This is a genomic window from Acinetobacter legionensis (assembly GCF_048552295.1).
Lineage (GTDB): Bacteria > Pseudomonadota > Gammaproteobacteria > Pseudomonadales > Moraxellaceae > Acinetobacter.
Genome location: NZ_JBIMCW010000022.1, coordinates 1 through 22,890 on the forward strand (window position 1 = coordinate 1; position 22,890 = coordinate 22,890).

A 22,890-nucleotide genomic window follows, 5' to 3' on the forward strand; every position below is an offset into this window, starting at 1 on the left:
AACTCAGAAGTGAAACCTCTTAGCGCTGATGGTAGTGTGGGGTTACCCATGTGAGAGTAAGTCATCGCCAGCTTTTAAATCTAAAACACCCCGATCTCTAGCGAGATTGGGGTGTTTTTTTATGCGTGGTGTTTGGTATGTTTTATTGTCGAAATGAAAGAGATCTATTTATATTGAGTTAATTGATCACTGACTTCATTGAATAATGAACTGTTGACCTTTAAAATTTTTAGCTAAATAATAATTGAACAAAAATTTGGTATTTCTTATGAAACTTAACTCTTTCTCACCACTTCCTGATCATGATGAAGAACTACATCTTCCTGAACTGGTGTATGCTGCATCTTTAGGAGAGTTTGAACAGGTCGAACAACTGTTATCACAAGGTATTGACGTTAATCAAACTGATGATGAAGGCTATAGTGCGCTACAAGCTGCGGCGGAGAATGATCATTTAGATATTGTTAAATTATTGATTTCTAAAGGCGCAGACAAAGACTATAAAAGCCAATTTACCGCATTAGAGCTTGCTGAAATGGCTGAAAATCAACAGATTATTGCGTATTTAAATAGTTTATAGATTCTCAAACAATGTGATGTGAATCAGATATTCTATAGATATAAAAAGAAAACCCCATCATCCTGATGGGGTTTTCTTCGTATTGGTGTGTTAGATCTGACTCCTGTCGAATCTCACGTTCCTGATGCTCAGACGCTTTATTATTGTTTTATGTCTGGGAAACTTCCTGTTCCCTATAACTATAGAATATAAGACTAGGCTTTGATCGTATAGATGACAATCGCTGTGATTGCTGTAAGCATTTTCCTACAAAGACAACATGGCAATTAATTTACATCAATATTATTTGCCATAAGTCCTTTACCTTGTGCTTCAGCAATCAAGCGTTCAGCAGATTCACGGTTTTTACGCAGTCCTGGCATACGGAACTCAGTATGACCATAGTCGTGGATTCGTGTCCAACGTCCACCCCACGTTAAACCTACAGATTCAGCAACAACCCCATATAATTGATAGCCTTTCCATGCCCAAGGATCTCGTTCAGAAATAACAACTTTACCATCTCGTTTAAAGGCAACATCGGCAGCTAAACCAAACTGATGATAACTTTGATAGGCTTTGGCTAAAGTCGTGGCTGTATTGCCAGATAAACGAGTTTGACGTTCTGGACTACGATAACCTTCTAAAAGCACCATTTCATAACCATGGCGCTCTTTCATGATTTTAAAGACCATCAGTAAACGCTGCTTATAACTTGGATGCATTTTGTCCCATTTACGGTCAACCATTGCTGTATCGAAGCTGCTACGTTGATCTCCAACCCCTTCATTATCAATAGCTGATGGATTTACACTCGGGAATTGATGATTTGGAACAGGGTTGTCTCTTTCCAATATTTGTGCTTGAACAATCGCAGCATCAATTAAGCTTTCATCCACTGCAGGAGGAGGGGTTAAAACTTCACCATTTAATAGTGCATAAATTTGTGGGTCAGTTTTTCTTAAATATTCTGCTTCAACCTTTGTCGGATCAATTGGTCGTGTAAATGCAAAAACAAGAATGCTGGAAAGTAAAAAGAAACCCGCAATCAAAATCCACCATTGCTGTAAATGCCAATGGGTTTGGGTCTGATTGGCTGAGGCTGCTTGATTCATTTGTTCTGCAAAGTGCTTTGCAGAAGCCAGCTTTCTCTTACCTTGCGGTAAAAGTGCTTTAAGGTAGTCTAAGGTTTTATGTCTAATTTCATAAGACATCAGAAAAGTTAGGCCAAGCACCAAAAAGATAAAGCAAATGACAACAAACAAAATCATGGTTTGTTTTCTATGACTTTACGGTCTATCGTCATTTTCACTGTACCTTCAGGGGAAGCTTCTTGCGCTTCCTCTTTTTTAGGTGCGGCTTCTTTTTCAGTAGGTTTAGCAGCAGCTTCTGACTTTGCTTCTACTTTCGCTTTTGGTACTGGTTTTGCGGTTATTGCCGCTTGTGGTCTGGTTGCAGCTGGCGGTGGCACTGCTGGTTTCGCCTCAGGTTTTAGCATTTGTTCAAACGGAGAGGCATTCGGATTTGGGTTTTTCTGAGCGGCAACCTTATTTTCATGTTTAAAAATCTGATTGAAATCTTTTTCATTGATATGCTGCTTATATGCACCAGCATTTTCATCGTGATGATTGGTTGCTGCTTCTTCAGCATGCACATCGCGTAGTTCAGGTTCTTGTGTTGCAACCGAATCCGTATTGGTACTGGTATTTTCTGTTGGGTTGCCATTGATAAAAACAAAAAAGAAAATAGCAGAAATAACCATCCCAGCAATTAAACCAAGTAGAAAAACAGATGATTTCCCCAATGTTTTTTTAGCGGGTTTACTTTGTAATATACGAATAGATGTTTGTTTTTCTTGTGTCATAATTCAACCTGTCAAGGCAATTGAATAGTGATATGTGCTTGTTCAGCAGGTGCAGAAATCACATTATTAAATTTCGCAATAGAAGCATTTTCCGTCTTATTCAACATGAATTTTAGGCCAGCGAAAGCCAGTACAGCAAATAACAACAGGAAAATTAAAATCCAAACAAAGGGTAATTCTTTATGAATAATATTTTTGATTTGATCTGGTAAAGCCGCAAAAGGAGAAAAGGCAGTCTTTTTGCCTTTCAAATAATCGATTTCATCACCGACTCGTGCCACAAGATGATTTAAACTTTCAATCGATTCAATACGATACTTACCTTGGAAACCAAGCAATAAGCAATAATGAAAAACTTCGAGTGAAGCCAATCTTTCTTTACCACGAGCACGAATCAGTTCGAGAAACTCAAAGAATCGATAACCTGCAAGTTGTGAACCAAATAAAGTTAATTGAAGTGGACTGATTAACCAATGATTTTGTAGGTTAAAGAATGATGGATCTTGTTGAGTAACAATGGTTTCATCAATTAAGGCACAATATGCATATTTTGCATCATGAATATCTTCAGGAGAAAACTGCAGTTTTTTTGCTTGATGTTCAAAACGATTCAACAAGTCTAAAATTTTGTCTTTAAAGCCGTTTGCATTTTCTGGCACATACTGATTTTTCAATAAGAAAACAATATAAAATCCGTCATGTAGAAGGTCGACTAAATTGGTTGCTTGTGTGATTTTGGATTGTTGAGGTAAAGAACCTCCACCGATTTGTCCATCATCAAACAGTGAGGGGGCAATATTATTCTGGCTCATGACATACTCCTCGCTTAACCATTCATCACTGCAATTAATTCAATACTGATATCTTGGAAACCTGCAGGGACATAAATACAGATGGTTTCAGAATCAAGCATACGTTGATACATTTCATGATGTGGTTCAATTTCAAAATAATTCACACCAGAACGCACTGGGATAGCAGTTGGAATTTGGACTAAATGATGAATTGGGATTGCAGGAAGTGCCGCAACAACACGTTGTTCAACATCGACAGTATTCCCGACTTTGAAACGCAGTGGGACAATTTGAATCAGTTCATGGGTTTGCATCATGCTACTAGAAACAGCGATATAAAGTCTTGATTCTTTAGTGATTTTATCTGTTTCTAAGCTTCCGACCCAATATGATGGGCGAATTTCTTTTAGCGCAATACTGATATAACGACTTGAAATAATCGTATCGAGCAATTCGCGTAAAATTTTATCAAGCTGACTAAAGCTATCTTGCAAGTTATGATGTTGATATTGTGGCAAATGTTCAACTTCATATGCGGTAGAGAATGTCAGCAATGAACCCGTTAAACGCAGAAGTTCAAAAAATAGTTTTTCAGGGTGAATCTGCGGATTTTGTAACAGATGATTCAAGGTCGCATGAGCAGTATTTAGTGCATTGACCAACCAGAATGAAACAATATCACCCGATCTAAATTCAATGAGCTTTTGTTCATTTTCACGGTTATTGGTTTGAATCATTTTAATTTTGGCACGAACAACGTTCAATGTTCGCTTCAAATTTGCCAATAAGGTTTCATTTGACTGAATATGTAAAATTGGTGGAATATATTTTGAATCAATCTCAAAATTCCCTGAACTATGACGTCGAATTTTTCCGATAGCAAGATATAAAAAACCATCTAAATCTTGATTTGGATCTGCTTGAACATCAAAAAGTTTAAATTCAGTTCGGCGTCGAAGAAATGTAATTTCAGCAGGGGATGCATCAGTAAAAAGATCGTGAGTTTCATTCAAATATGAATGGTAGCGAGCAGGTTGTTTATCCTGTTCATCAGAGATGTTCTTTTTATTCGGTTGTAAAATAGGCAATGCTAAGTAGATTAACATTTCCCCACGCAAGTTCAGTTCATCCAATAAAATTGGTTGTGGTAACAGATCTTTGGCCGGCGCTTGGTAAATTTCACCATCCTGCCAAATCATATCGATTTGCTCTAAAGCAAGCACATGTGTGCCCAGTTGTGTTTCGTCAAATCGAAGATTTTTAATTCCATAAGGATAAGGAATCGTTGAACGAATGGTGTGGTTAAGTCGTTGTTCTTGATACGTATCTTGTAATTGGAAGTGTTGTGGTCTTAAAAATAAACCTTCACCCCAAAGAACTTTTTCTGCTTTAAACATAGATGATTACCATTCAGAAGATTCATTATTTTGGTTTACGCCCAATAATTCTTGAATAGAATCAAGGGGATTATCATTTTTAATGACTTGAGTTAACCATTCATGTAAAGGCATTTGGCTCCATTTAATTGTTTTTTGCAGCATATAACTCACAGGACTATGCGGCTCATTGGTTTGAAAGTAATCGGCAATCTCTTGTAAAACCCGCATTGCCTGTTCACGGTTTTGTAAATGGCTTTGTGGTTGAGGTTGAAATGTTTGCGCTTGTGGAATTGGAGCTGAATGCGTTGTTTCTGTTACTGGCATTGTCATTTGAGCTGGGGTATCTTCAACTGCAGCTGTATTGGTGTTGTTTCCAAATGAGTCTGCTTTATAGATTTTTTTCAGGTTCATTTGAATATTTTCAAACTGTGAATCGATACTCGCAAAACTTGGTGCTTCCAGCTCCATCAGTGCATCTAATGTTTGTTTGATAATATTCCAATGCTGCAAAATTTCTTGAAATTGCTGATAATTTTGATACTGAAAAGTCCGTGAGGTGTTGAATAGCGCCTGATTGAATTGATCTAATTCTAAGGACGCTTCTACACTGTCAGAATCTTCGGCTTGCTTACGACGATTATTCTGTAGATGTAAGAATTTTTCGTATTGGGCAAGTGAATAAAACGGTTGAATGTTGATGAGCGGAACATTCTTTACCAAGCTCGGTAATTGGGTGGTAAAACCTTGCAGTAAGCCTAAGCGTTGATCTAAGTCGTCATCTTCAATTTCAGGATGAATCTTTAACCAGAACTGTTCTAAAACACGGTGACTCAGTTCCAGTCCTTTGATTAAGCCTTCAAAGCCATAGAGGTTTGTCCAAGCTTCTGTAAGCCAGGTTAATAAACGAATATCTTTGGTTTTTTGCGTGAGTAATTGGATTGATTTTTCTGCAACAAATGACCAGTCGGCTTGCTTTGGCTCAGAAATCCAATCACCTTGGTCTAATAAAGGATCATCATGGGTACGTGCTTTTTTGATTTCGTGAAACTCATTGGAAAAAGATAAATCTTCTCCACACGGATGAGCATCAGAAATAGGCTCTAATAAGACGTCTAAATTTATATCCATTTTCTATACTCGTATATATTTAAGCTTCCACAACTTTTGACTTTTTGCTCGACTTTTTCTTTGCTGGCTTCGCTTGTGGATCTAATAGGTAAATGATTTCATCATCTTTAGTATCAATATGAATGACTTTTGGTATTTTTTGTTCAGCCAAAGCCACCAATATTTCAGTGGCCAAAGCAGGTAACACTGAGGCATTTAAAATGTTATCAACATTACGTGCGCCACTATCAACTTCAGTACAACGACTTAGAATTAATTCGATTAAATCATCGCTATATGTCACTTTGGTTTCATACTGCTTTTCGAGTCGTGCTGTAATTTTTCCTAGTTTATGCTCAATAATTCTGACTAATAGATCATCATGTAATGGGAAGTAAGGGACAATTCGCATACGGCCTAAGAATGCTGGCTTAAATTGTTTGTATAAGCTTGGTTTGAGTTGTTCAGTCAGCTCTTCAGCACTTGGCCATTCTTCGACAGGTTGATTTAAGCATGCCTGCATGATGGCATTTGAGCCCGTGTTTGACGTCAGTAATATCGTGGTGTTTTTAAAATCAATCACACGACCTTCACCATCTTCGAGCGTACCTTTGTCAAAAACTTGGTAGAACAGTTCTTGGACATCGCTGTGTGCTTTTTCAATCTCGTCTAATAACACAACGCTATACGGATTACGTCGAACGGCTTCAGTCAAAACACCGCCTTGACCATACCCGACATATCCTGGAGGCGCACCTTTAAGCGAAGAAACCGTATGCGCCTCTTGGTATTCAGACATATTGATGGTGATTAAATGTGACTCACCACCATAAAGTTCATTGGCAAGTGCTAAGGCAGTTTCTGTTTTACCCACACCACTTGGACCGACAAGCATGAAAACACCTTGTGGTTTATTTGGGTCTTCTAAACGTGCTTTTGATGTTTTAATACCTTGAACCAACTGATGTAGGGCATAATCTTGTCCCATCACACGTTTTTCAAGTTTTTCTTCCAGACTGAGAATTTGCTTAATTTCATCATTGACCATTTTACCAACAGGAATACCCGTCCAGTCTGAAATAATTTCATTAATAATTTGGGCATTTACACGTTCAAAGACCAATGGTTGCTGACCTTGTAGCTCAGATAGCTGCGTACGTGTACTGAGAATCTCATCTTTGTTCGAATCAGCCTGTTCAGCAGTTTCTAATGCTTGGATTTTTTGAATCAATGCCAATTCGGCTTGCCATTGTTGTTCTGTTTGCTGAATTTCTTGATCAAGCAATTCCAATGATGATGTTAATTGAGCTAAACGTTCTTCATGAATTGGCTGGTGACGGTGTTCATTTTCAATAATATTGAATTCAAGATTTAAATTATGTTGTTGTGCTTTAAGTTGATCAAGTTTGACCGGTTGAGCATTTTGGGTTAGCGCAACACGAGCCGCAGCGGTGTCAAGCACACTAATGGCTTTATCCGGGAGTTGGCGGCCACTAATATAACGATGTGAAGAATGAACAGCGGTGATAATCGCTTCATCATCAATGCGTAAATTAAAGTGATTGGCCATCACTGGAATCATGGCGCGTAGCATATCGATCGCGACTTCTTCAGTCGGTTCTTCTACTTTGACCACTTGGAAACGACGACTTAAAGCAGCATCTTTTTCAAAATATTGTTTGTATTCAGCCCAAGTTGTTGCTGCAATTGTGCGTAATTCACCGCGAGCAAGTGCAGGTTTTAATAAGTTCGCGGCATCATTTTGCCCAGCTTGACCGCCCGCACCAATCATGGTGTGGGCTTCATCAATAAACAGAATAATCGGATGTGAAGATTGCTGTACTTCTTGAATCACTTGTTTTAAGCGGTTTTCAAACTCACCTTTAACACTTGCACCTGCTTGTAACAGGCCCATATCCAAAGAGTGTAATTGGACATTTTTTAACGCATCGGGCACTTGGTTCTGTGAAATTTTTAATGCTAGGCCTTCCACTACTGCGGTTTTACCCACACCAGGCTCACCCGTTAAAATAGGGTTGTTTTGACGACGACGCATTAAGATATCAAGCATTAAACGGATTTCATATTCACGACCAATGACTGGATCAATCCCACCTTTTTGGGCTTTTTCAGTCAAATTAATGGTGAACTGATCTAATGCAGGTGTCTTTTTGCTCGAAGCGGAATTGTCTGTTGGCTGATTCTTAAGTTCAGCTTCTTGTTCTTGAGAATTTGTTGGAATATTTTCGGCGCTGTTTACACAAATTTCCAAAAATTTATGCTTCATCGTATCGATTGGAAACAGATCAAATAAACTCGATGCTCGAATAGCAATTTGGTAAAGATCAGATGCTGTTAAAAGTGCAATCAATAAATGGCCGCTTCGGATCACTGGGTCTGGTTCAGCCGAAGCAAGTAACCAGGCTTGTTCAAGAAGTCTAACAATTGATTTGGAAAAAATAGGTGTACGGGTATTGCCTTTAGGAAGTTGAGAAATACACTCTAATAAATCCGTTAAAAGTGCATCTTTTGAAATTTTGTATTTATTAAGTAGAAGTTCAAGATCATTGGATTGTTGTTCTAATAATTTGACAAAAAAATGTTCGATTTCGATTTCAAAATTTTGATGGTTTACACATAAGTTGGCGGATTGTTCTAAAGATGTACGTGAAGATGCTGATAACTTTTTAATCAAAACTTTTAGATCTGTCATTTTCTGTCTCTCTCAAAAAACTTTATTTCTAGGCAATTAAATTCTAAATTTTCTAGCCTATAAATTTGGCATTAAAATTAGTATATTGAAATCAAATATTTAATAATTTTTTAAAAATCACTGGAAATATTTTACATAAAAAAAAACTTTTGTGAAGACAGGATATTATGTATATTATACAACCAATTAAAAAAGTCATTTTTATCAAACGGTTAAAATATTGATACGAAATTTAACTTGACGAGGGCGCGTTTTTTTAGTCTTATTTTTAAGTCTTTAACGAAATTGCTTAATTATACATATTTATAAAACATCAAAAGTAAATCTATTGAATAACTGAATCAAGTAAATATTGAGGTTGGATTTTGAAGAATTTTATTCCATATATTTTAGTTCTTGGCGCATCATTGGCGACTACATTTGTCTACGCGGATGATGAAATCAAACTAAAAAGATCCTGTATAAAAGATTACCCAATGGTCGAGGGAGAAACCAATCCTGAGTTGTTGGCGGTCTATTCACAATTGTGTGATAAGAAAAATAAAGACAATAAAAACAAACTGTTGGTCTCGGCGGCAGAGAAGTTTCAGCAAATTGGAAAAAATGATAAAGCCATCCAAATTGTCAATTATTTAGAAACGCAAAACATCCAAAGCAATGAATTAACGGATGTCAAATTCCTTGCAGGAATTGGCTTAGCTTCTGACGCATTGAATAAAATGCGCACACGTGAAATGAGATATTTGACTGAGGATAAAACCTATCCTGTTGCGAAAAGTTTTACTGACGCAGTTAGACAAGCAATGCCAGCAGCAGTTTTGGTTGAAAAAAATCAGGAAAGTGCTCCAGTTGTAGAGCGTGCTCGTCCTCAGAAGGTAAGTCGCCCTCAGAAGAACCGTGCTACACCAACACGCTCAACTCCTGCTGCAAAACCAGCTACAAAGCCTACTGCGACGCCAGCGAAACCGAAGTCTACGTCATCAGCACCAAGACCGAACTTCCCAACATAATTTATCGCCCAAATTAATGGATAACAAAAATGTCAAAACGTGAAAGTGTACAGAAGAAATTACAGCGAATCCGACCACCACGTGTTCAACTGACTTATGATGTTGAAGTCGGTGATGGTAAAGAAATTAAAGAGTTACCTTTTGTTGTAGGTGTTTTAGGTGACTTTTCTGCTGCTTCTGAGTTAGAAAAAACCAAATTAAAAGATAAAAAATTTATTAATGTTGACTTAGAAAACATTGATGAAGTGATGGAGTCGTTGTCTCCTCGTGCCGCATATCAAGTTGAAAATACGCTGACTGAAGAGGGTGGGCGTATGTCGGTCGACTTAACCTTTAAATCGATGGAAGATTTCAGACCAGAACAAGTGGTACAACAAGTAGAACCATTGAGAAAATTAGTTGAAGCTCGTGAACGCTTAACGGATTTGAGAAACAAGATTTCAAATAGTGAGCGTTTGGAAGATTTACTTGATGAAGTCTTACAAAATACTGATCAGATTCGTAAATTAAGCGCTGAGGCGGGTCCTGAAAATGAGTAATTTACAAACCAATACTGTGCAAGATGCAGCCGTAGAAGAAGTAAGTTTACTTGATTCTATCGTGGAGCGTAGCCGAATTGCACGTAATGATGAAGAGCATGACCGTGCGAAAAGCTTGATTGGTGAATTGGCCAAAGAAGTGATGGCAGGAACAATCACTGTTTCAGAAAATATGTCTTTATCGATTGATAAGCGTATTGCTGAAATAGATGCGTTGATTTCAAAGCAGCTCAGTAAAATCATGCACAATGAGCAGTTTCAGAAAATTGAATCGACTTGGCGTGGTTTGTATTACTTCTGTCAGGAGTCACCTTCAAATCCATTGATCAAAATTCGTATGTTAAACACAACGAAAAAAGAATTGGTCAAAGATTTCCAAGGTGCGACAGATTTCGATCAAAGTACTTTGTTTAAAAAAGTTTATGAAGAAGAATACGGTTCATTCGGTGGTGCACCTTATGCAACATTGATCGGTGACTTTGAGTTTGACCGTACTCCTTCAGACATGTATCTGTTAGAACAGATTTCACATGTTGCAGCAGCGGCACATGCTCCGTTTATTTCGGCAGCAAGCAGTAATATGTTAGGCCTTGAATCATTTACAGATATTGATCGTCCTCGTGACGTTTCAAAAGTATTTGAAACAGCAGAATATGTACAGTGGCGTTCTTTCCGTGAAAGCGATGACGCTCGTTATGTTGCGTTGACAATGCCACGCGTTTTAGGCCGTTTGCCTTATGATCCAAAAGAAGGTTGGGCGACTGAAGGCTTTAACTTTGTGGAAGAAGTTTCAGGGCAAAACCATGATGAATATTTGTGGATGAATGCAGCTTATGCGTTTGGTACTCGTTTGACCAATGCATTTGACCTCCATGGTTGGTGTGCTGCGATTCGCGGTGTTGAAGGTGGTGGTATGGTCGAAGGCTTACCAGTACATACTTTTAAAACCAATGATGGTGAAGTTGTATTTAAGTGTCCAACTGAAATTGCGATCACTGACCGTCGTGAGAAAGAGTTGAGTGACTTAGGTTTTATTCCACTTGTTCATTGTAAAAATACAGATTACGCAGCATTTTTTGGTGCACAGTCTACGCAAAAACCGAAGAAGTATGACAGTGATACCGCAAATGCGAACTCATCATTATCTAGCCAGATCCAATACATCATGGCAGTTTCTCGAATTGCACATTATTTAAAAGCGATGATGCGAGATAAAGTCGGAAGCTTTGCTTCAGCGGGTAATGTAGAAGCATTTTTAAATGAATGGCTATCACAATACGTATTGCTTGATGATGGTGCTTCACAAGAAGCTAAAGCGCAGTATCCATTGCGTGAAGCTTCTGTAAAAGTTGTAGAGAATCCTGCAGAGCCAGGGCACTACAAGTCTGTGGTCTTCTTAAGACCGCATTTCCAGCTAGATGAGTTGTCGGTTTCTTTGCGACTTGTCACTGAGTTACCTCAGTCCTCGAATTAAAATAGAGCGTGGCTAAATAATAACTTTAAAAAATAAGGGTAATCCAATGAAAGATATATACGTTCAATTCCAAGGTAAGTACAAGGTTGATGGCGAGTCGCGTGATTCTGAGCACAAAAATTGGCTAGAAGTTAATTCTTGGTCTCATAATATTCGTCAGCCGAAATCTGCGACTTCTTCAAGCGTTGGTGGTCATACTGCTGAACGTGTAGAACACTCAGATATGCTTTTTGTTAAAGATTTGGATGCAACTAGTCCAAAACTTTGGGAAGCTTGTTCTGCGGGTTATACATTTGATGAAGTTCAAATTGACTTCTACCGTGCAAATGGTGACAAACGTATTAAGTACCTTCAAATCAAACTTAAGCATGTACTTGTTTCAAGTGTAACGCCTACGGTAAATGAAGAAGGTGTTCCAACTGAAGCATTTGGTCTTAAATATGCTGCGGTTGAGTGGACTTATAATCAACAAGATATTAACGGTTCTGCTAAAGGTGCCGTTACTAAGAAATGGTCTCTTTCTAACAATACAGCATCTTACGCTGCTTAATTGTTTGTTGGAACAGATAGGGACTCGGGTCCCTATCTGTTTCATATTATTAGAATATACATTATGAATTTAGATCAACTATACCCATATGGATTTCGATCTACACTATTTGATCGTTTAATTGTTGAAGATGATTATATTAAAGGGCTTTCGATTCATGAGTTAAGAGAGTCTGTTGCTCATGATTTAGAAGATTTATTAAATACACGAATTGCCAAGCTAGATTTGGAAATCGATGATTTTCCTTTAGTGAAAAAGTCTATTGTACAATTTGGCATTATTGATTTTGTTGGGCTTTCCACAGCGAATCCAACCGATCGAGATACTATCTGCCAGTCCATAGAACAATCGATTGCTGCACATGAACCACGCTTAAAACAAATTAAAGTAGAAATGCAGTTAGATGACCAAAATGTTGGTTCGTTATGCCTAAGCATTCAAGCTTATTTAAATATCCATCCACTTTATGAACCTGTAATTTTTGATGCCTTACTTAAGCCAACAACACAGCAATATGTGATTTCTGCCAGATCTTAAAATAAAGTAGGTATGTCGTGATAGAAGAACTTTTACCGTATTATGAAAAGCAATTACAAGAATTTGGACAGCAGTCGCGTGCCTTTGCAGATAAATACCCAAAAATTGCACAACGATTATCTTTAAATCAAGAACAAATTGATGATCCACATATTGAACGCCTGATACAGGCATTTTCTTTAATTGCCGCACGTATTGATAAAAAGTTAGCTGATAGTTACGACATCTTTACACGTTCTTTATTTGAGGTGATGTTTCCTCAATATTTACGCCATTTTCCGGCGTGTTCAGTTGTGAGTTTTGAAGACTTAAACAAGCAAAAACAATTGACAGATGTTCATATTATTCCCAAAGGGACCACTTTAAAATCGAGAAGTTTCAAAGGTGTCCAATGTGAGTTTAATACCAGTGCTGAAGTTAAATTACTGCCGATCCAACTGGAAAGTCTGAGTTTCCAAACCAATCCTAGCGCACATATTCATTTAAACCAAAATGCGACATTAAATTTAAAATTTGAGTTATTAAACCCTGCTAAAAATTGGTTGAAAAATGAAAAGCTACCCATTTATTTGGATGCGATTTCAAACTTTCCTTTGCAAGTTCTAGATCATATCTTTCATAAAGAGACCAGTTTTAGTCTTCGTATCAATCATAAAGTTGTGGCGATAAAAAATCCGTTTGAAGTGATGGGTTTTGATGAAAATGAAAGTTTATTGCCGGTTGATCAACATACCCATCATGCTTACCGATTATTAATCGAATATTTCTGCTTTCCTGAAAAGTTTAGTTATTTAAATTTGAATTTAGATTTTTTAAAATTATTAAAAGAAGAAAATCTAAGTTTTGAAGTGCAGATCCATTTAAAACTGAATTTAAATGACCAAGCCATTATTCGCAATTATTCAGAATTGAATGTGGCAAATTTTAAGTTATTTACCAGCCCTGTTGTCAATTTGTTTGAGAAACAAGCTGAGCCACAAAAAATCAATCATAAAAACTTAGAATATCCTTTGATGACGGATGCACATCATCCTGAATTCTATCAAGTGTATTCAATCGTTGAAATGAATTTGATCCGTGAAAAAAGCAACCAAGATCAAGTGGTTTATCCAATTTTACCTTTCTTTGCCATGAGTCATTATCACGGTGATGATATTCAGTTTTTTTATGCATTAAATCCAACCGTTTTACAAAATCAATATGTCGAAACGGGCTATTCGATTATTTCTAAACAATTAGAACCGCACAGTATTAAGTCTGATTTTGTCAGTTGTAAATTGTTATGTTCCAATCGTGAATTACCGCACGAAGCTTTGGGTCAGTCAAATAATGTCTTGAATTTGAATGACAGTACCGTTGCTCGTCGTGCATTGGTGTTAAAAAGACCTACTGCACCGTTCCAATTTGAAAAAAATAAGAATGAACAATGGCGTATTATTTCGCATCTTTCATTAAATACTTTAGCGTTAATGAAGGGTGATGCTGTCAGCCATATTAAAGAATTATTAGAGCTTTATAACCTACCAAAATCTAAAGAAAATCATTTAATTATTGATGCAATTAAAAAAATTGAGTTTGAAATCACCAATAAACTGGTTGAAGCCAAACCCTTTCCAATGTTTGTACGTGGGGTGAAGGTTTTAATGGATGTAGATGTCCAAGTCTTTAGAGGGCATAGCTTATATATTTTCAGCGAATTGATCAGTCATATCTTTAATTTAAAAGTACAGATGAACAGTTTTGTTGACGTTTTTGTTCGAGATTTAAATACAAAACAGGAGTTATACCAATGCGTACAGAACGTTGGTGGCAAGAAGCTTCTGTAATTGATGAGCTTTTTAAAACCCCTACAGCTTTTGAATTTATCCAAACCACACGATTATTTAGACATGCACCCAATACCGCTGTTTTAAAGAATTGGTCTGACGATTTTCTTTTTGAAAGTTCATTAAATTTGAACTTCCCAAAACATGAAATTGAATTACTTGAACAACAAGACGAAAAAATCCATCTTACTAATTTGATTGTCGGTTTAACCGGTATGCAAGGCGCAATGCCGTATACCTATACCAATAAAGTGAAACAAGCACCGCGTAAACAGCGTGTTGAAGTTCAAAAATTTTTAGGCTTATTTAATCATAAGCTTACAGCTCAATTTGTTGAAGCAAGTTTAAGTTATAACCTGCCTGTACGTTATGAAGTTGAAAAAGAAAATAATTACTTAGAAATCCTGCATGCTTTAAATGGTTATATTCGGACACAACATCAACAGAGTGATCTAGATGACTATTTTGCTGAGTTTTCTGGGCTGATGCAGGGGCAAAACAACACAGCCCATGCACTAAAGACAATGCTGACCTGTGTGTTCAATCAACAGGTTGAAGTCAAAGAATATATTACCGAAAAGTTTAAACTCGGTGATGAGCAGAAAACTACATTGGGAGGCAAGCAGCCCTTTTTGTTAGGTGTAAATACTTTTTGTGGAGAAACGATTCGACAAATTGATGGAAAAATTGAGATTCAAATTGGACCATTGAGCCATGCACAGTATTTAGAATTTTTACCCAAGAAAAAATTGAGTAAGAAGTTAAAGAAAATTCTGCAAAGTTGGTGTAGTCCTACCTTACTTGTCGATCTACGTTTAGTCTTGGCAAAAGAGGAAGTCCAGCCTTTACAACTGAGTTCAACAACACAAATCGGTTTGGCACAAGGTGCTTTTGTGATGCCAAAAACTCAAAGTGACAATGATGAAACGTGTTATGCACTGATTGGAGTGTCATAAGTGATCAAAATAATTTTAGGAACTTTAGTCAGCACAATATTACTGGTTTCGGTAATCGTGGTGTTTTATTGGCGTGATATCAAATATGACCCAAATGGGCAAGATTTTCTGATTTTCTTTGGGGTGATTCCAGCGGCGATTACTTTGTTAATTCTAAGCCCAATGTTGATCAAAAAGATTTATCAAAGCCGCCAAGAGAAGAAAGAACAGCAAAGAATTGAGGCAGAACAACGTTCAGAACAACAACAAACCACTGAAGCTAAAGTTGAAGAAAAAATTGAATGGGTAGACTTGAAAGTTTATTCAGCGACAAGTTTAAGTGCCTTAGGCGAAAATGAAGCACAGCTTGATCAGCTTCAAGATGTGGCAAGTCCTGAACTTGATTCGCAATTGGTCAATGGTTATGGCTTACCGATTCTTTCATTCCGTGTTCAAGAGATTGAAGAACCGTTAGAGGATGAGGCATCTAGTCTTTCCAGTCGTCAAAAGCGTATAAGTGCATTAATTCAGCAGCAATTAGAACAGAATACTGAAACTTTATATCAAATTGCAGAGCACCTAAAAAACTCAGCACTCTTTTATGATGCGAAACTTGCACATGAATATCGTATGCATCCTGCTTGGATTGATCCTCATCGTGACTATGAGGATGAGCCGATAGAACAACAGGTCGCAGAAGCAGTACCTCGACTTAATCGTTTGAATATTCAAATTATTTTGCCAGAAAATTTATTCCATAGCTGGGATGAAAGTTCAGCTTCAGAATTGGTTCATCATTATCTTACTGAACTGGGCATTCTCGATCAGCAATTTGGCACTGAATATCATTATTGGGGTGAAACAACTGCGTATAAAGACTGGATTAAGTTGCTGAAAAGAACCCAACTCCTAGATGCTGAGGCATCACTGTTTATTGCAGTAGATTCAGAAATTGATCAAGAAACCATAGATGATCGGACGTGGATGACTGAAAAATATATTCCATCTGAGTATATCAGTACCTGTTGTATGACAAATACTCAGGTCGAATTGCAAAATTTACAAGCAATAAAGTATATTCGAATTGCTTTAAATTCTGATCAGGCATCTAAAACATTAAAAGAGTTGAATTTAGACCAAGCAGAACAGTTTGATCAAGAACAGCGCTTTGTCTTGGTCTTAGACGACCCAGCAGAGATCAAGCTGTTAAAGAAACTTGAACAAAACTTTGCCGAAACAGCGATTGAAGCGCATCATTATCTTTACAGTAAAAATAGCCTAGGCCATACCCAACCCTTAGCCAAAGTTTTTGGTTTTATGTTGAGTTTGCACTTTAAAGATGAGTTGTACGGTTATGTTTATAGTGCTGAACATCAGCAAACCCAAGTGCTTGTTGGGACTGAGTTTGCATAGAACTTACAGATAAATTTAGAAAGAAATAGAGAAAATGATACAAACAATTTTAAGCTATGCATGGCAGTACATCACAAATCCGAAACTGGTGATTGCACTTTCGATTCTGGTGGCGCTCGTTTCTTCATATAGTGTAGTGCCGCGTCAGTACTTCTTTATGATGGTTGCAGCTTACATTCTTGGATTGGTGATTTACGGCATCTACTGGTTGATCCAGCGCCGTAAACATGCAGAACAAGGTGAAGCATTGGCTGAAGCGATTCAACAAGACACCACTGCTGAATATGGAAAACAAAAAGATAAAGAAGAATTAAATCTGATCAATCAGCAGATGAAAGATTCGATCCAATTGATTCGTAAGTCTAAATTGGGTGATAAAAGTGGTAACGCAGCACTCTATGAGTTGCCTTGGTATATGGTGATTGGTAACCCTGCTGCGGGAAAAAGCTCGGCAATTTACCATTCTGGACTAAAATTTCCCTTTGAAGAGACCCATCAAAAAGTGGTGTCTTCAGGACTCAGTGGTACCCGAAACTGCGATTGGTTTTTCTCAACAGAAGGGGTATTGCTGGATACAGCTGGTCGATACTCTGTGTATTCTGAAGACCATTCAGAATGGTTAGGCTTTTTAAATATTCTGAAAAAGAACCGTTCTAAAGCGCCGATCAATGGCTTAATTGTGATTGTCAGTGTGGCTGAGTTGGTCAGTCAAAGCCCTGAAAAATCGATCAAATTGGCGAAAAGTTTAAGAGCGCGTATTCAAGACTTAACTGAACGTTTAGAAATTTTTGCACCTGTTTATTTGGTCTTTTCTAAAATGGATTTGATTGCAGGATTCACTGAATTTTTTGAATGTTATGAATCCGCTGAGTTTGATCAAGTGTGGGGTGCGACCTTACCTTATGACTCTGAATCATCACAGAATGCTGTAGAACATTTTGAGAAGCACTACAATATTTTATATGATGGATTAAAAGGGGTCAGTACCACCCATTTAAGTCGCCGTCATGCGCAAAATATTTCGCCAAGTGTAATGACTTTCCCTCTTGAATTTAAGACTTTAAAACCTGTATTAAAAACGTTTATTGGTACTTTATTTGAAGAAAATCCGTATCAGTTTAAACCAGTCTTCCGTGGCTTTTACTTTACCAGTGCTTTACAAGAGGGCGTGATAGAAAGCCCGATGACGGAACAAATTGTTGATGATTTTCAGCTGACTAAAATCCCCAATAGCGAACATGGTATTCCACAAAATTCAATTTCTCAGAATCATGGCTATTTCTTAAAAGGGCTATTCTCAGAAGTCATTCTCAAAGATAAAAACCTAGTTAAACAGCATATTAACCCGACCACAAAGCGTAAACGTTATTTGGCGTTTATTGCATCATTATTGGGTGTATCCATCATTTTAGGACTATGGGTATGGTCTTATCGTAATAACCAACAATTGATTGCAGATGTTCAGGCCGATTTAAATAAAGTTGTGCAAATGGAGCAAACTTCGGGTCAAGAGCTCTCGACCCAAATCGATGCTTTACTGATTTTGCAACAACGTTTAGAGCAATTAGATGATTTTGATCAGCATCGCCCATTGAAGTTTTCGTTTGGTCTATATCAAGGCAATGACTTAAAAGAAAAATTAAAAGCTGAATATTTAAAAGGTGTGAAACAGATTGTTTTAGCGCCGAGTCAGCAAAACATTGCACAATATTTACAACGTGTAAAAGGCAATGAGCAGACGCTTAAGCAAAATCATGTCAATGTAGAAATTAAACAAGCGTCTTCGACACAGATTGCATCAGAACCTTCTGATACCAATCCACAAGATGCCTACAATGCGTTAAAAGCCTATTTGATGATGAGCAATCCACAATATATGGATGCGAGTCATTTAAGTGACCAAGTCACTCGTTTCTGGCGTTCATGGTTAGACACCAATCGTGGACAAATGCCACGTGGCGAAATGATTCAAAAAGCTGAAAAAATATTGAGCTATTCAATGACTTTAGCCAATGATAAGAAGTTTCCAGTGTTAGAGTCTGATGCGCAATTGGTCGATCAAACCCGTCAAGTGTTGCTCTCTGTTGTACGTGGAATGCCAGCACGTGATCGCGTTTATAATGAAATTAAAATGCGCGCGGCTGTTCGATTCCCTGCGGTGACGGTGGCGCAAATTGTCGGTGAAACCAATCGTAATGTCATGCTCGGTGGTTATGCATTGCCTGGTATATTTACCCAAAAAGCATGGGATGAATATGTCGATAAAGCTATTGAAGAAGCTGCGAATAAGCCAACAGATACCAAAGATTGGGTGTTGAATAGTACCCAGTCAGATGATTTAACTTTTAGTGGTAGTCCTGACCAAATTCGTAAACAGTTAACCCAGTTGTATAAGCAAGAATATATTGCTGAATGGAAGAAGTTTATTAATGCTACCCATTATGCAAAAGGTGCTGATTTTGTTCAGCAAGCCAAGGTCATGGATGTGTTGGGTGAGCCACAAAACTCTCCAATCCGTACCTATATTGACCGTGTTGCAAAAGAAACCAGTTGGGATAATCCAGTCGTTCAAGCTGAACTGGCTGCACCACAAACTGGCTTTATTGCTTGGTTTAAGCGTAAAGTTTTAGGTCAAGGTAAAACGGATGATATCCAACGTGCATCGAATCAAGCACAAGGGCAGATTTCTCAACAATTCCAAGTATTCTACCAATTGGTCCGTAAACGTGATGATTTACAGAACAAATCACTGCTGGATGATTATTTACAGAATATGGCGCAAGTCAGAAGTAAGCTGAATGATCTACGCAGTGCAGGTGACTTTGGTCCAAGTGCTTTGGCCTTAGCGAAACTGACCATTAATGATCAAAGTTCAGTTTTCAACACCACTCAAAAAGTCGTCGATGAAAAATTGACGGTTGGTTTGGGTGAGTTGGATCAGCAAATGGTTCAAAAATTGTTGGTGAGTCCATTAACTCAATCTTTTGACAGTTTGTTGACCCCAGCACAGGACGAAATTAATAAACTTTGGACCTTGCAGGCTTTCCAACCATTTAGCCAAACACTTTCGCAAAAAGTTCCATTTAACTCTTCTGGAACCATTCAAGCGACCAGTAGTGAAATTAGCCAAATTTTTGGTGATAACGGCAGCATTTCTAAATTTGTAAAAGAAACCCTTGATCCATTCGTTATTCGTCGTGGTTATACGTTGTCATCGAAGACATGGAAAAACATGGGTATTGGTTTAAATCCTGATTTCGTCATGAATTTTGAGCAATATACCACACCAATTAATGGTGCTTCTGCGGGAGCAGCAGGTGGTGCTCCAGTTGCAGCCAATCAGTCAAATTTCCAATTCTATCCAATCCCTAACAATAAATTATTGTCCTATACCATTGATATTGATGGGCAGCGCTTGGTTTATGAAAATGGCATCCAACAATGGGTTAACTTCATGTGGCCAAATCCTGGTGCAATACCGGGAGCACGCATTACTGCAATCGATTTAGATGGGCAAACCCATACTATATTTGATGAGCCGGGTGAATACGGGATCAATAAATTAATTGATAGCGCACAACGTAAGTCATTGAATGGAAGCTTTGAAATGACATGGGCAAGCAAACAAAACAGTGATTTGTTTGTGAAACTTCAATTCCGTTTAATTAGTGGTAATGCTTCAAATCCAATTGGTTCTAATCGTGGCTATGTTGGATTAAAACTGGTTGATCGAGTCACAAGTCCTAAAGCACCATTGGTTGTTGCAGCACAGGCAGCGCCTGTTACCGTAAGTGCAAACTCACCAGCAGCTTCACCATTTGGCGGTGCGACTGCACCGACAGCAGCTGCACCTAAGCCTCAGACAACCGCACCAGCAAGCCCAACTGCGGCACCTGCTGGCAATGCGGCAAATGCTGCCGGAAAAGGAGTGGCTCAATGATTCAAGGGAACGATTTGACGCGAGGGATTAAAGTATGCAAACGATAAAGTCTACACCGTTGTATTATGGAAAATGTCCCGCACGTGGTGATTTTCTGAAAACAAAAGGGCAATATTCATTGATTCAAGTGATTGATCAATGGATTACGGAAGCTTTAGAGCTTGCAATGCGAGAAGAAAATTTTAATCAAGCTTATGAATCATTAGCACCTTTAGACTTCTTTATCGCAAACCCTAAGGAAAGAATGTTTCTTGCGGCAAATATGGTGACCAGTGAAGACAGTTCTGGTCGTCAATTTCCAATGGTTTTAAGCCAGTTATTAGAAGTTGATCACCCCTTTCAAAACTTACTCTATGCGCCGTTTAAATATAAACCAGTATTGATTGATTTATTTCAAAAAAATCGAAGCATCCGAACCATTCGTGATCCTGAAGTATTGATTAATAAGCTGGGTGAAATTGATCGTGAAATACAGGTTCTACCTGAATTAAAAACGCAGGACTTTTTTGAAAATCATACCATGCATTCATTTGCACAAATGATGAAGATCACGCCTTATGAATTGGCACAAAGTATGTTGGGTTTGGGCTTATTACTACAGCCGGTGCTTAAACACGGTACCAGTAAGTTATCTAAGGTGCTTATTTTACCGATTAATAATCATAATTATTGCTATGAAATTGCTGCCTTTTGGGTCAACTTAATCGGACGCTTTTTAGAAAAAAGTAATACAGAGATCTTGATTGGTATTCTTCACCAAGAGTCTCCAATTTTATTATTTGGATTCCAAGGGGCAGATATCACGGCTTTGAGTAATATTTTCACTCAAAATATGCAAAATGATCATTGGGTATCTTTGGTCAAACCGTTATGGATTGATGCCTATTTGGAACAGAATGCAGGTCTAGCAGCACTAGAACAGTCTTTATGTGAACGTCAATTGAGTCTGGTTCAAGGCATGAAAATTTTTAGACAAACATTTATAGATGAATAATGATATGAAAAATAAACAAGTCAAAATATTGAAAAAATTTGCGCTTATTTCTAGCTTATTTTGTTCATTCAATGTGTTTGCTGCCCCGATTGTGGTTGAAGGTGCTGTGCCGAATGACATGACCAAACAAGCAATCTTGGCGAAATTAAAAGCGGTTTATGGTGATGATCAAGTTGTTGATAAAATCCAAATTCGAGCCGTATCCGCACCGAATGGCTGGAGTGATTCGGTTACTCGTGTGATTACCCCAGATTTAAAGAAGATTAGCCAAGGTAAGCTCTCTGTACGAGGCACGCAAGTTGAATTGGTTGGGAAAATGGGTGTGCAAACTGATATTCAGCCAACCACCAGTTTATTCCAATCCTTAGTTCAACCACCTTATCGATTTAATTCACAAATTTCAGTGAATGCTGCTGAGCAATCTGTGATTGATAATGCATTAAAAAATCGAATTATTGAGTTTGAATCTGGCAAAGCCGTACTTACCCCAACAGGTACACAAATCTTAGACGAGATGGTGGTTGCATTAAATAAAGTCCAAGGTAAAAATGTTAAAATTGTGGGGCATACTGACAGCCAAGGTAATCCACAGAAGAATCAGGATTTGAGTTTGCAACGTGCTGAAGCGGTGAAGCAATACTTAACTACGAAAGGCATTGCACCGACTCGTTTAAGCACAGCTGGTCTGGGTTCAACCAAACCGGTTGCTGATAATGCAACTGAAGATGGGCGTAAAAAGAACCGCCGTATTGAGTTCGATGTTTTATAAATTTTTATTCAATAACAAAACAATAAAAGGTAGGCACTATGGCACTTCCATATATCACATTAGGGTCACCCACGACAGGTGGTGGAAAAATTATTTCTGCTCAGTCTTCTTTTCTGATTGATGGTAAAGCGATTGCGTGTGTAGGGGATAAGGCGACTTGTCCCAAGCATAAATGTGTCGCCAGCATTGTTGCAGGTGATAATCATATGTTGGTGATGGGAAAGCCCGCTGCTCAGCATAATTCACCTTTATCTTGCGGATGTAAATGTATTGGTGATCAGTCATTAACAGTTGGGCAAAATTAAAAAGTCCAAGTTATAAAAAAAGCCCCATCATCCTGACGGGGCTTTTTCGTATTGGTTCGCTAGGTAAACTCCTGTTCTACCTCACTTCCTGATGTACAGACTGATTATTATTGTTTTATGTCTGGGAAACTTCCTGTTCCCTATGACTATAGAATAGGGGATTTGCTTCAACTTCCCTAGCC

General features: G+C 38.0%; 18 protein-coding genes, 1 rRNA gene and 2 pseudogenes. 15 read left to right on the forward strand and 6 right to left on the reverse strand.

Annotated elements, in window-relative coordinates:
- Positions 1-73, forward strand: a 5S ribosomal RNA gene (gene rrf, locus ACG916_RS21785); the annotation flags it as partial.
- Between the two features lie 195 nt (positions 74-268).
- The gene (locus ACG916_RS15840; RefSeq protein WP_419330506.1) at positions 269-580 is read left to right on the forward strand and encodes an ankyrin repeat domain-containing protein; all 312 of its coding nucleotides are present in this window, start codon (positions 269-271) and stop codon (positions 578-580) included.
- A gap of 266 nt (positions 581-846) precedes the next feature.
- Here the strand turns inward: ACG916_RS15840 and ACG916_RS15845 are convergent, their stop codons facing one another.
- Genes ACG916_RS15845 through tssH form a run of 6 tightly spaced genes read right to left on the reverse strand, consistent with a single transcriptional unit; the run spans position 847 to position 8,416 of the window.
- On the reverse strand, positions 847-1,830 hold the full coding sequence (locus ACG916_RS15845) for a M15 family metallopeptidase (protein ID WP_004723569.1): 984 nt from the start codon (positions 1,828-1,830) through the stop codon (positions 847-849).
- The gene (locus ACG916_RS15850) at positions 1,827-2,423 is read right to left on the reverse strand and encodes a hypothetical protein (protein ID WP_419330508.1); all 597 of its coding nucleotides are present in this window, start codon (positions 2,421-2,423) and stop codon (positions 1,827-1,829) included. Before ACG916_RS15850 ends, ACG916_RS15845 begins: the two co-directional genes overlap by 4 nt.
- 11 nt (positions 2,424-2,434) lie before the next feature.
- Positions 2,435-3,235 carry a type IVB secretion system protein IcmH/DotU gene (gene icmH / locus ACG916_RS15855; RefSeq protein ID WP_004723567.1) on the reverse strand — a complete coding sequence of 267 codons (801 nt, stop codon included), beginning with the start codon at positions 3,233-3,235 and terminating at the stop codon, positions 2,435-2,437.
- Positions 3,236-3,249: 14 nt separating this feature from the next.
- A complete protein-coding gene (gene tssK / locus ACG916_RS15860; protein ID WP_004823587.1) occupies positions 3,250-4,614 on the reverse strand; it encodes a type VI secretion system baseplate subunit TssK in 1,365 nt (454 codons plus the stop codon).
- Between the two features lie 6 nt (positions 4,615-4,620).
- On the reverse strand, positions 4,621-5,724 hold the full coding sequence (gene tssA / locus ACG916_RS15865) for a type VI secretion system protein TssA (protein WP_004723563.1): 1,104 nt from the start codon (positions 5,722-5,724) through the stop codon (positions 4,621-4,623).
- 19 nt (positions 5,725-5,743) lie between these two features.
- Positions 5,744-8,416 (reverse strand): type VI secretion system ATPase TssH, encoded by a 2,673-nt coding sequence (tssH, locus tag ACG916_RS15870; protein ID WP_056518224.1) that lies wholly within the window; start codon positions 8,414-8,416, stop codon positions 5,744-5,746.
- Between the two features lie 365 nt (positions 8,417-8,781).
- Between tssH and ACG916_RS15875 the strand changes: the two genes are divergently transcribed.
- From ACG916_RS15875 to ACG916_RS15935, 13 genes and pseudogenes are all read left to right on the forward strand, one after another.
- Positions 8,782-9,426 carry a hypothetical protein gene (locus tag ACG916_RS15875; RefSeq protein WP_004723561.1) on the forward strand — a complete coding sequence of 215 codons (645 nt, stop codon included), beginning with the start codon at positions 8,782-8,784 and terminating at the stop codon, positions 9,424-9,426.
- Between the two features lie 29 nt (positions 9,427-9,455).
- Complete coding sequence (gene tssB / locus ACG916_RS15880; RefSeq protein ID WP_004723560.1) at positions 9,456-9,965, forward strand: type VI secretion system contractile sheath small subunit; 510 nt, start codon at positions 9,456-9,458, stop codon at positions 9,963-9,965.
- The gene (gene tssC / locus ACG916_RS15885; RefSeq protein ID WP_004823591.1) at positions 9,958-11,439 is read left to right on the forward strand and encodes a type VI secretion system contractile sheath large subunit; all 1,482 of its coding nucleotides are present in this window, start codon (positions 9,958-9,960) and stop codon (positions 11,437-11,439) included. The genes tssB and tssC overlap by 8 nt, the downstream gene beginning before the upstream one ends.
- Positions 11,440-11,485: 46 nt before the next feature.
- Positions 11,486-11,989 carry an Hcp family type VI secretion system effector gene (locus ACG916_RS15890; RefSeq protein WP_004723558.1) on the forward strand — a complete coding sequence of 168 codons (504 nt, stop codon included), beginning with the start codon at positions 11,486-11,488 and terminating at the stop codon, positions 11,987-11,989.
- Between the two features lie 63 nt (positions 11,990-12,052).
- Positions 12,053-12,526, forward strand: coding sequence for a type VI secretion system baseplate subunit TssE (gene tssE, locus ACG916_RS15895; protein ID WP_004723556.1), 474 nt, complete (start codon positions 12,053-12,055; stop codon positions 12,524-12,526).
- Between the two features lie 17 nt (positions 12,527-12,543).
- Positions 12,544-14,352, forward strand: coding sequence for a type VI secretion system baseplate subunit TssF (gene tssF / locus ACG916_RS15900; protein WP_004823592.1), 1,809 nt, complete (start codon positions 12,544-12,546; stop codon positions 14,350-14,352).
- Positions 14,316-15,308, forward strand: a complete 993-nt coding sequence (gene tssG / locus ACG916_RS15905; protein ID WP_419330511.1) for a type VI secretion system baseplate subunit TssG — start codon at positions 14,316-14,318, stop codon at positions 15,306-15,308. Before tssF ends, tssG begins: the two co-directional genes overlap by 37 nt.
- Positions 15,309-16,700 carry a hypothetical protein gene (locus ACG916_RS15910; protein WP_419330512.1) on the forward strand — a complete coding sequence of 464 codons (1,392 nt, stop codon included), beginning with the start codon at positions 15,309-15,311 and terminating at the stop codon, positions 16,698-16,700.
- Positions 16,701-16,737: 37 nt separating this feature from the next.
- Entirely contained in the window at positions 16,738-20,640 is a 3,903-nt protein-coding gene (gene tssM / locus ACG916_RS15915) for a type VI secretion system membrane subunit TssM (protein WP_419330575.1), read from the forward strand.
- Between the two features lie 34 nt (positions 20,641-20,674).
- Positions 20,675-21,071, forward strand: a pseudogene (gene tagF / locus ACG916_RS15920) (type VI secretion system-associated protein TagF); the annotation flags it as partial.
- A gap of 71 nt (positions 21,072-21,142) precedes the next feature.
- Positions 21,143-21,634, forward strand: a pseudogene (locus tag ACG916_RS15925) (type VI secretion system-associated protein TagF); the annotation flags it as partial.
- Positions 21,635-21,752: 118 nt separating this feature from the next.
- Positions 21,753-22,403 carry an OmpA family protein gene (locus tag ACG916_RS15930; protein ID WP_434279581.1) on the forward strand — a complete coding sequence of 217 codons (651 nt, stop codon included), beginning with the start codon at positions 21,753-21,755 and terminating at the stop codon, positions 22,401-22,403.
- 38 nt (positions 22,404-22,441) lie between these two features.
- The gene (locus ACG916_RS15935; RefSeq protein ID WP_004723549.1) at positions 22,442-22,708 is read left to right on the forward strand and encodes a PAAR domain-containing protein; all 267 of its coding nucleotides are present in this window, start codon (positions 22,442-22,444) and stop codon (positions 22,706-22,708) included.
- Positions 22,709-22,890: the final 182 nt, after the last annotated feature.

Coding starts and splice junctions, on each gene's coding strand:
- ACG916_RS15840 (WP_419330506.1), top strand. CDS start 269: ATGAAACTTAACTCTTTCTCACCACTTCCTGATCATGATGAAGAACTA.
- ACG916_RS15845 (WP_004723569.1), bottom strand. CDS start 1,830: ATGATTTTGTTTGTTGTCATTTGCTTTATCTTTTTGGTGCTTGGCCTA.
- ACG916_RS15850 (WP_419330508.1), bottom strand. CDS start 2,423: ATGACACAAGAAAAACAAACATCTATTCGTATATTACAAAGTAAACCC.
- icmH (WP_004723567.1), bottom strand. CDS start 3,235: ATGAGCCAGAATAATATTGCCCCCTCACTGTTTGATGATGGACAAATC.
- tssK (WP_004823587.1), bottom strand. CDS start 4,614: ATGTTTAAAGCAGAAAAAGTTCTTTGGGGTGAAGGTTTATTTTTAAGA.
- tssA (WP_004723563.1), bottom strand. CDS start 5,724: ATGGATATAAATTTAGACGTCTTATTAGAGCCTATTTCTGATGCTCAT.
- tssH (WP_056518224.1), bottom strand. CDS start 8,416: ATGACAGATCTAAAAGTTTTGATTAAAAAGTTATCAGCATCTTCACGT.
- tssB (WP_004723560.1), top strand. CDS start 9,456: ATGTCAAAACGTGAAAGTGTACAGAAGAAATTACAGCGAATCCGACCA.
- tssC (WP_004823591.1), top strand. CDS start 9,958: ATGAGTAATTTACAAACCAATACTGTGCAAGATGCAGCCGTAGAAGAA.
- ACG916_RS15890 (WP_004723558.1), top strand. CDS start 11,486: ATGAAAGATATATACGTTCAATTCCAAGGTAAGTACAAGGTTGATGGC.
- tssE (WP_004723556.1), top strand. CDS start 12,053: ATGAATTTAGATCAACTATACCCATATGGATTTCGATCTACACTATTT.
- tssG (WP_419330511.1), top strand. CDS start 14,316: ATGCGTACAGAACGTTGGTGGCAAGAAGCTTCTGTAATTGATGAGCTT.
- ACG916_RS15930 (WP_434279581.1), top strand. CDS start 21,753: ATGACCAAACAAGCAATCTTGGCGAAATTAAAAGCGGTTTATGGTGAT.
- ACG916_RS15935 (WP_004723549.1), top strand. CDS start 22,442: ATGGCACTTCCATATATCACATTAGGGTCACCCACGACAGGTGGTGGA.